This is a genomic window from Streptomyces fildesensis (assembly GCF_016107395.1).
Lineage (GTDB): Bacteria > Actinomycetota > Actinomycetes > Streptomycetales > Streptomycetaceae > Actinacidiphila > Actinacidiphila fildesensis.
Map to the genome: position 1 here is coordinate 1 of NZ_JAAIKO010000103.1, position 3,146 is coordinate 3,146.

The 3,146-nt window shown below is 57.1% G+C and carries 1 rRNA gene; it reads right to left on the reverse strand.

Annotation, left to right across the window (positions count from 1 at the left end):
* Positions 1-24 precede the first annotated feature (24 nt).
* Positions 25-3,146, reverse strand: a 23S ribosomal RNA gene (locus tag C6N31_RS42010).

The window sequence follows — 3,146 nt, forward strand, 5'->3', positions numbered from 1 at the left end:
ACAGTGGACGCGAAGCAAAAATAGTTAGACAAGCCCTCGGCCTATTAGTACCAGTCAGCTCCACCCGTTACCGGGCTTCCACATCTGGCCTATCAACCCAGTCGTCTACTGGGAGCCTTAACCCCTCAAAGGGGGTGGGAATACTCATCTCGAAGCAGGCTTCCCGCTTAGATGCTTTCAGCGGTTATCCTTTCCGAACGTAGCCAACCAGCCATGCCCTTGGCAGGACAACTGGCACACCAGAGGTTCGTCCGTCCCGGTCCTCTCGTACTAGGGACAGCCCTTCTCAATATTCCTACGCGCGCAGCGGATAGGGACCGAACTGTCTCACGACGTTCTAAACCCAGCTCGCGTACCGCTTTAATGGGCGAACAGCCCAACCCTTGGGACCGACTCCAGCCCCAGGATGCGACGAGCCGACATCGAGGTGCCAAACCATCCCGTCGATATGGACTCTTGGGGAAGATCAGCCTGTTATCCCCGGGGTACCTTTTATCCGTTGAGCGACGGCGCTTCCACAAGCCACCGCCGGATCACTAGTCCCGACTTTCGTCCCTGCTCGACCCGTCAGTCTCACAGTCAAGCTCCCTTGTGCACTTACACTCAACACCTGATTGCCAACCAGGCTGAGGGAACCTTTGGGCGCCTCCGTTACTCTTTAGGAGGCAACCGCCCCAGTTAAACTACCCACCAGACACTGTCCCTGATCCGGATCACGGACCGAGGTTAGACATCCAGCACGACCAGAGTGGTATTTCAACGACGACTCCACAACAGCTGGCGCTGCCGCTTCAAAGTCTCCCACCTATCCTACACAAGCCGAACCGAACACCAATATCAAGCTATAGTAAAGGTCCCGGGGTCTTTCCGTCCTGCTGCGCGAAACGAGCATCTTTACTCGTAGTGCAATTTCACCGGGCCTATGGTTGAGACAGTCGAGAAGTCGTTACGCCATTCGTGCAGGTCGGAACTTACCCGACAAGGAATTTCGCTACCTTAGGATGGTTATAGTTACCACCGCCGTTTACTGGCGCTTAAGTTCTCAGCTTCGCCACACCGAAATGTGACTAACCGGTCCCCTTAACGTTCCAGCACCGGGCAGGCGTCAGTCCGTATACATCGCCTTACGGCTTCGCACGGACCTGTGTTTTTAGTAAACAGTCGCTTCTCGCTGGTCTCTGCGGCCACCCCCAGCTCAGGGAGCAAGTCCCCTCACCAGTTGTGGCCCCCCTTCTCCCGAAGTTACGGGGGCATTTTGCCGAGTTCCTTAACCATAGTTCACCCGAACGCCTCGGTATTCTCTACCTGACCACCTGAGTCGGTTTAGGGTACGGGCCGCCATGAAACTCGCTAGAGGCTTTTCTCGACAGCATAGGATCATCCACTTCACCACAATCGGCTCGGCATCAGGTCTCAGACTATATGTTGCGCGGATTTGCCTACGCAACGCCCTACACCCTTACCCCGGGACAACCACCGCCCGGGCTGGACTACCTTCCTGCGTCACCCCATCGCTTACCTACTACAGAATCGGGTCGCCGGCTCCACCACTCCCCTCAACTCCGAAGAGATCAGGGCGGCTTCACGGGCTTAGCATCCTCTGGTTCGATACTGGGCGTTTCAAAGCGGGTACCGGAATATCAACCGGTTGTCCATCGACTACGCCTGTCGGCCTCGCCTTAGGTCCCGACTTACCCTGGGCAGATCAGCTTGACCCAGGAACCCTTAGTCAATCGGCGCACACGTTTCCCACGTGTGTATCGCTACTCATGCCTGCATTCTCACTCGTGTACCGTCCACGACTGGCTTCCGCCGCCGCTTCACCCGGCACACGACGCTCCCCTACCCATCCCCGCACCCGTTAGGGCTTCACACGGGAATGACACGACTTCGGCGGTACGCTTGAGCCCCGCTACATTGTCGGCGCGGAATCACTTGACCAGTGAGCTATTACGCACTCTTTCAAGGATGGCTGCTTCTAAGCCAACCTCCTGGTTGTCTCTGCGACTCCACATCCTTTCCCACTTAGCGTACGCTTAGGGGCCTTAGTCGATGCTCTGGGCTGTTTCCCTCTCGACCATGGAGCTTATCCCCCACAGTCTCACTGCCGCGCTCTCACTTACCGGCATTCGGAGTTTGGCTAAGGTCAGTAACCCGGTAGGGCCCATCGCCTATCCAGTGCTCTACCTCCGGCAAGAAACACGCGACGCTGCACCTAAATGCATTTCGGGGAGAACCAGCTATCACGGAGTTTGATTGGCCTTTCACCCCTAACCACAGGTCATCCCCCAGGTTTTCAACCCTGGTGGGTTCGGTCCTCCACGAAGTCTTACCTCCGCTTCAACCTGCCCATGGCTAGATCACTCCGCTTCGGGTCTTGGGCGCGCGACTCATTCGCCCTATTCGGACTCGCTTTCGCTACGGCTACCCCACACGGGTTAACCTCGCCACACACCGCAAACTCGCAGGCTCATTCTTCAAAAGGCACGCAGTCACGAGATACCAGCAAGCTGGTATCCGACGCTCCCACGGCTTGTAGGCACACGGTTTCAGGTACTATTTCACTCCGCTCCCGCGGTACTTTTCACCATTCCCTCACGGTACTATCCGCTATCGGTCACCAGGGAATATTTAGGCTTAGCGGGTGGTCCCGCCAGATTCACACGGGATTTCTCGGGCCCCGTGCTACTTGGGTGTCGCACAAGCAAGCCGTACAGATTTCAGCTACGGGGGTCTTACCCTCTACGCCGGACCTTTCGCATGTCCTTCGCCTATCCATACGGTTTCTGACTCGCCCAACAGTCGGCAGACTGCTGAAGTGCGATCCCACAACCCCGCATACGCAACCCCTGCCGGGTATCACACGCATACGGTTTGGCCTCATCCGGTTTCGCTCGCCACTACTCCCGGAATCACGGTTGTTTTCTCTTCCTGCGGGTACTGAGATGTTTCACTTCCCCGCGTTCCCTCCACATACCCTATGTGTTCAGGTATGGGTGACAGCCCATGACGACTGCCGGGTTTCCCCATTCGGACACCCCCGGATCACAGCTCAGTTGACAGCTCCCCGGGGCCTATCGCGGCCTCTCGCGTCCTTCATCGGTTCCTGGTGCCAAGGCATCCACCGTGCGCCCTTAAAAACTTGC